The sequence below is a fragment of the Nonomuraea longispora genome (genome assembly GCF_004348345.1).
Classification (GTDB): Bacteria; Actinomycetota; Actinomycetes; order Streptosporangiales; family Streptosporangiaceae; genus Nonomuraea; species Nonomuraea longispora.
This window is the reverse complement of the sequence record NZ_SMJZ01000326.1, coordinates 1-5,828: the sequence shown is the minus strand read 5'-3', so window position 1 is coordinate 5,828 and position 5,828 is coordinate 1. Positions and strand designations below refer to the sequence as shown.

The window sequence follows — 5,828 nt, the reverse complement described above, 5'->3', positions numbered from 1 at the left end:
CGGCTCAGGCGGGCGGGCCGGGGACGGCTCAGGCGGGAGGTTTGAGCAGCGCCCTGAGGCGGCCCTCCAGGGCCTGGAGATCGTCGTCCGTGTTGAGCTCCGGATCGTGGCTCGCCACGTCCCAGAGCCCCTCACACGCCAGCCGCACGATCTGGGCCGCCAGCGGGTCGGGCTCGTCGCCCAGCTCCTCGCGATGCCACCGCGACATCGCCTCGCGCAGCGGCGCCAGCAGGAAGAGGTTGCCCGACGCGCCTGTGACGACCGCCCATCGTCGCAACCTGCCCGATCGTACGGCGGCCAGGGTCGCGCCCAGATAGCGCCCGGTGTAGGTCTCGTCGGGCTGGGCGGCCATGAGCTCGTCGAAGTCGTCGATCAGGCGCTCCACCATGCCCTTGATCAGGGCTTCTTTGGAGGCGTAGTGATAGAGCAGGCCGCCCTTGCTGACGCCCGCCCGGTCCGCCACCGCGGCAAGGGTGAGCGCGGTCGAACCCTGGTCGCAGAGGAGCTCCTCCGCCGCGTCCAAAAGCTCGTCCCTTCGCATGACTCCGACTGTACCGTCCGGACGGTACAGTCGCAAACGAGATACCCTGAACGCGTGACCAGACCGTCGGCCTATCTTGATCATGCAGCCACCACCCCGATGCTGCCCGAAGCGATCGAGGCCATGACGGTCCAGCTCCAACAGGTCGGAAACGCTTCCTCGCTGCACGGCGCCGGGCGCCGGATGCGCAGAGTGGTGGAGGAGTCACGCGAGACGATCGCCGACGCGCTGGGGGCGCGGCCCAGCGAGGTCGTGTTCACCTCGGGCGGCACCGAGGCGGACAACCTCGCCATCAAGGGATTCTACTGGGCGCGCCGCCCTCGCAGACGCGTGCTGATCAGCTCCGTGGAGCACCACGCCGCGCTCGACCCGGCCCAGTGGCTGGCCGACAGCCAGGGCGCCGCGGTCGAGCTGCTGGAGGTCGACGAGCACGGCCGCGTCCGTCCCGAGACCCTGCGCGCCGCCATCGCACGCGACCCCGACGACGTCGCCGTGGTCAGCGTCATGTGGGCCAACAACGAGGTCGGCACCGTCCAGCCGGTGCGCGAGCTGGCCGCCGTCGCCCACGAGCACGGCATCCCGTTCCACACCGACGCCGTCCAGGCGGTGGGGCAGCTGCCCGTGTCGTTCGCCGAGTCGGGGGTCGACGCGCTCACGCTGACCGGCCACAAGATCGGCGGCCCGATGGGCGCCGGCGCGCTGCTGCTGGCCAGAGGGCAGACGCCGGTCTCCGTGCAGCACGGCGGTGGTCAGGAGCGCGACGTACGCTCCGGCACGCTCGACGCCCCCGCCATCGCGGGGCTCGCCGCGGCCGTCAGCACCGCCGTGAAGGAGCAGGAGGCCCTGAGCCGCCGCCTGGCGTCGCTGCGCGACGAGCTGATCGAGCGCGTACGCGCGGCCGTCCCCGACGTCGTGCTCAACGGCGACCCCGGACATGCCTCCCAGCAGAGCGCCTCCGCGTCGGGCGGACGGCCTGAGGTCTCCCCGGGAAGGTTGCCGGGCAACGCCCACTTCTCCTTCCCCGGCTGCGAGGGCGACGCGCTGCTCATGCTGCTCGACGCCAAGGGCGTGGAGTGCTCGACCGGGTCGGCCTGCTCGGCCGGCGTCGCGCAACCGTCGCACGTGCTGCTGGCGATGGGCGCCGACGCGGCGGCGGCACGCGGCTCGCTCAGGTTCACCCTCGGGCACACCTCGACGCGTGACGACGTCGACCGCCTGATCGAGGTGCTGCCCGCCGCCGTCGAACGCGCCCGCCGCGCTGGCCTCGGCTGACCGCCCCCTTCCGCCGTCAGGTGAGCAAGCCGTCGGCTGAGCGACGGCGCCGCAGCGACCCGGCTGCGGCAGCCGTCAGGTGAGGAACGGCGCCAGGGCCGTCCAGCCGGGGTCGGCGGCCACGTCGACGCGGGGCTCGCCCTCCTCCCAGCTCACGATCAGCTCCTTGGCGTGGATCGCGGCGTCACCGGTCGGATCGGCGTAGACGTGGATGATCCGGTGCCCCTCCGTGCTCAGGTGCGCGGCGAGCACCGCGTCGTCACCCAGCTTGAGCAGGCGGGCCGCCAGGCGTTCCTCGAAGTCGCGCAGCGCCTCCAGCGAGCCGTCGACCGGCAGGCCGTTCTCGTCGCGGTGCGCGTACGGCAGCGTGATCGCGATGTGCTGGTCGCAGAGCGGGTGGTCGACGGGGCGCAGCGGATGGCGGACCGTGGCGATGAGCGGCACGCCGGTCGCGGTCTGGCCCTGGAGCAGCGCCCACTCGTCCTCCGCGTAGCCGGAGGCCACGTCGGCGACCACGGCCGGCAGGTGCACGGCGGCGACGGCGTCGATCGGCTGGAACGTGGCCGGGGTGATCTCGCCCACCCATCTGGCGACGTCGTCCTCGCCGAGCAGCCAGTCGAGGGCCAGCAGCGTGGCCTCCATCCTGGTCTCCTCGTCGAGCTCGGCGAAGATCGGGTGGTAGGCGGCCACGTCGACCCTTGGTTGGTTGCGCGGCACCCGCAGCCCGAGCATCAGCTTGTCGAGCGCGAACGCGTAGCCGCCCACCTCGATGGTGAGCTCCGCGGCCTGCGGATTGGCCTGTCTCGACGGGTGGAACTCCCACAGCAGGTCGGCGGCGGGCGCGGCCCTGGCCCAGCGGTGGGCGAGCGGGCGCAACTCGGCGTCGCCCGCCGCGGTCACCACGAGGGCGTGCGCCGCCTCCCTGCCGGGCGCCACCTCCCAGACCAGCTCGGGATGGATCGCGGAGACCGCCGGAGCCAGACACTCCTCCAGCCCCGCCGCCTCGCCCTCGGCCACCAGCGAGTCGAGCCGGGGCCTGGTCTCCTGCCACCACGTCCAGAACTCCGCGACGGCCTCGTCCTGCCCGCCGGCCTCTTCCTCTACGTCCTTGCGCCCGAACAGTCGCATGCGCTGAATCCTCGCAGACCGCGGACCCGATCGCGCACATGGGCTGCGTACCTGGCCGGGCACAGGGTCGGGCACAGGGCCGGGCACTCCCGTACGGACAGTACGCTGAGAAGGTCATGGGACTGCGTGTGCTTGCCGCCATGTCGGGCGGCGTCGACTCCGCCGTGGCCGCCGCTCGGATCGCCGAGGCCGGTCACGACGTCACCGGTGTGCACCTCGCTCTTTCCGCCAACCCCCAATCCCACCGCACGGGGGCGCGGGGCTGCTGCACGATCGAGGATTCTCGCGACGCGCGGCGTGCCGCCGACGTGATCGGCATCCCCTTCTACATCTGGGACATGGCCGAGCGGTTCCAGCGCGACGTGATCGAGGACTTCGTGTCCGAATACGCCGCGGGCCGCACGCCCAACCCGTGCCTGCGCTGCAACGAGAAGATCAAGTTCTCCGCGGTGCTCGACCGGGCGCTGGCCCTGGGCTTCGACGCGGTCGCCACGGGCCACCACGCCAGGCTGGTCGACGGGGTGCTGTCCAGGAGCGCCGACCAGGGCAAGGACCAGTCCTACGTGCTCGGGGTGCTCACCCGCGAGCAGCTCGGCCACGCCATCTTCCCCCTGGGCGACTCCACCAAGGCCGAGGTGCGCGAAGAGGCGGCCCGGCGCGGGCTGACGGTCGCCGACAAGCCCGACAGCCACGACATCTGCTTCATCGCCGACGGCGACACCCGCGGCTTCCTGTCCGAGCGGCTCGGTGCGGCGGAGGGCCCGATCGTCGACCAGGAGGGCGCCGTCGTGGGCAGTCACCAGGGGGCCCACGGCTTCACGATCGGCCAGCGCAAGGGTCTGCGCATCGACCGCCCGGCCCCGGACGGCAGGCCGCGTTATGTCCTGTCGATCGAGCCGGTCTCCAACACCGTCACGGTGGGGCCGCGCGCGGCGCTCGAGGTCACCTCGATCACCTGCGGCGCCCCGGTCTGGAACGGCCCGTCCCGCTTCGACGACCTGACCGTGCAACTTCGCGCCCACGGGGAGGTCTACGGCTGCCGGTTCGAGGAGGCAGGCGGCGGGCTCCGCATCGACCTCGACCGCCCGGCCACGGGGGTCGCGGCCGGGCAGGCCGCCGTCCTCTACTCCGGCGCCACGGTCATCGGCTCGGCGACGATCCTCTCCGCTAGCTGAGGGTGGCCGACTCGCCGACCTCCAGGCGGCGGATCTCGGCCTTCTGCTTGTCCGACTCCATCTTCAGCCAGTTGTCCAGCACCGTGAGGCCGAAGTCGTTGAGCAGGCCGTCATGGGTGGAGAACGCCCGTCCAGGGCGCACCTCGCGCAGATAGCCGACCATCTCGCTGAGCTTCAGCCAGGGTGCGTTGGTCGGCGCCAGCAGCGTCGGCACCTCCACCTCGGGCACGGTCAGGGCGTCGCCGGGGTAGAAGAGCTCGTCGTCGATCATGAAGCCGACGTTCTGCACGACGGGCATGTCGGGGTGGTTGACGGCGTGCCACTCGCCGAACACCTTCACCCGGAAACCGGCCGTCTCGAAGCCGTCGCCATGGCGTACGACCTGCACCTTGGCCGGCACGTCCGCCAGCGCTGCGGCGACTGCCTCGCACGTCCAGATCTCCAGGCCGGGCGGAGCGGCCTTCAGCTTGTCGACGTCCACGTGGTCGAAGTGCTCGTGGGTGATGAGAACCGCTTCGGCGCCCTCCAGGACGGGGCTCTCGCCGAACGTGCCCGGGTCGATGACCAGGACCTTGCCGTCCTTCTCCACGCGGACGCACGCGTGTTCGTATTTCGTGAGCTCCATGCGCCAGAGCCTACGCTTGTGCCCATGTCTACAGTGCCCATGGGCCAAGCCACCGGGATCGGCTCACATCCCGGCGAGGATCATCTTGAGGCGATCAGGGTCGTGTTCGGCGAGGTGCCCGGGCTGCCCTACCTTCCTGAGCTGCCCGCCCGGGGCGTCGGCGCCGACATGGTCGGGCGTACGGCGGGGCTGCTCGTCGACCTGCCGGTCGAGGTGCAGCCGTCCGGCTGGCGGCTGAGCGACCGTCCGGGGCGCGACCACCAGCGGGCCCTCGACCACATGCGCCGCGATCTCGACGGCCTGGAGGAGATCGCGCACGACCACGCGGGGCCGCTCAAGCTGCAGGTGTGCGGTCCATGGACGCTGGCCGGCGCCATCGAGCTGAAGCACGGCGACAAGGTGCTCGCCGACGCGGGAGCCGTACGCGATCTGACGGCGTCGCTGGCGCAGGGGGTCGCGGATCACTGCGCGGAGGTGCGGCGGCGGCTGCCCGGGGTGACGGAGATCGTGCTGCAGCTCGACGAGCCGGGGCTGCCGGGGGTGCTGGCCGGCACGGTGCCCACCGCCTCAGGGTTCGGGCGGCTGGCCGCGGTGGAGGGATGGCGGGTGGAGGAGTCGCTGCGGCTCTTCGACGCTCCCGTGGTGCACTGCTGCGCGCCTTCCGTGCCTTTCGCCCTGCTGCGGTCGGCGGGGGTACGCGGCGTCTCCGTCGACGCCTCACTGGTGCGGCGCAGGGACGACGACGCCCTGGGCGAGCTCTTCGAGGCCGGGATGGTGCTGTTCATGGGCGTCGTTCCAGGAAGGGAGACCCGGCTGCCCGGCCCGGCGGCGATCGCCGGGCCCGCGGTGGAGTTGTGGCGGCGGCTCGGGTTCGCGCCCGACCGGCTGGCGACGCAGGTGGTGCTGACCCCCTCGTGCGGGCTGGCCGGGGCCACGCCGAGGTACGCACGAGCGGCGCTGGCCGCCTGCGAGAAGGCCGCCCAGGTGCTCAGGGACGATCCCGCGGGCGGGCGGCAGGCCGGCTGACCGCTCACGAACCCTCCACGCGACGACCGGCCGTGGCGTGGAGGGCGTGGAGGGCGTGGAG

6 protein-coding genes are annotated in these 5,828 nt (G+C 72.3%); 3 read left to right on the top strand and 3 right to left on the bottom strand.

Annotated elements, in window-relative coordinates:
* Positions 1-28: 28 nt before the first annotated feature.
* Positions 29-541 carry a TetR/AcrR family transcriptional regulator gene (locus E1267_RS42160; RefSeq protein ID WP_132341690.1) on the bottom strand — a complete coding sequence of 171 codons (513 nt, stop codon included), beginning with the start codon at positions 539-541 and terminating at the stop codon, positions 29-31.
* A gap of 54 nt (positions 542-595) precedes the next feature.
* Here E1267_RS42160 and E1267_RS42155 point away from each other — a divergent pair, with 54 nt between their 5' ends.
* A complete protein-coding gene (locus E1267_RS42155) occupies positions 596-1,813 on the top strand; it encodes a cysteine desulfurase family protein (RefSeq protein ID WP_281283760.1) in 1,218 nt (405 codons plus the stop codon).
* Positions 1,814-1,888: 75 nt separating this feature from the next.
* Here the strand turns inward: E1267_RS42155 and E1267_RS42150 are convergent, their stop codons facing one another.
* The gene (locus E1267_RS42150) at positions 1,889-2,941 is read right to left on the bottom strand and encodes a DUF695 domain-containing protein (protein ID WP_132341688.1); all 1,053 of its coding nucleotides are present in this window, start codon (positions 2,939-2,941) and stop codon (positions 1,889-1,891) included.
* A gap of 116 nt (positions 2,942-3,057) precedes the next feature.
* On the opposite strand from E1267_RS42150, the gene mnmA reads away from it, so the two are divergent.
* Positions 3,058-4,116: a tRNA 2-thiouridine(34) synthase MnmA gene (mnmA, locus tag E1267_RS42145; protein WP_181957921.1), complete on the top strand. Its 1,059-nt coding sequence runs from the start codon at positions 3,058-3,060 to the stop codon at positions 4,114-4,116.
* Here the strand turns inward: mnmA and E1267_RS42140 are convergent.
* On the bottom strand, positions 4,109-4,741 hold the full coding sequence (locus tag E1267_RS42140) for an MBL fold metallo-hydrolase (RefSeq protein WP_132341686.1): 633 nt from the start codon (positions 4,739-4,741) through the stop codon (positions 4,109-4,111). The two genes, mnmA and E1267_RS42140, sit on opposite strands and share 8 nt — an antisense overlap.
* Positions 4,742-4,765: 24 nt before the next feature.
* On the opposite strand from E1267_RS42140, the gene E1267_RS42135 reads away from it, so the two are divergent.
* Complete coding sequence (locus E1267_RS42135) at positions 4,766-5,767, top strand: methionine synthase (RefSeq protein ID WP_132341684.1); 1,002 nt, start codon at positions 4,766-4,768, stop codon at positions 5,765-5,767.
* Positions 5,768-5,828 lie beyond the last annotated feature (61 nt).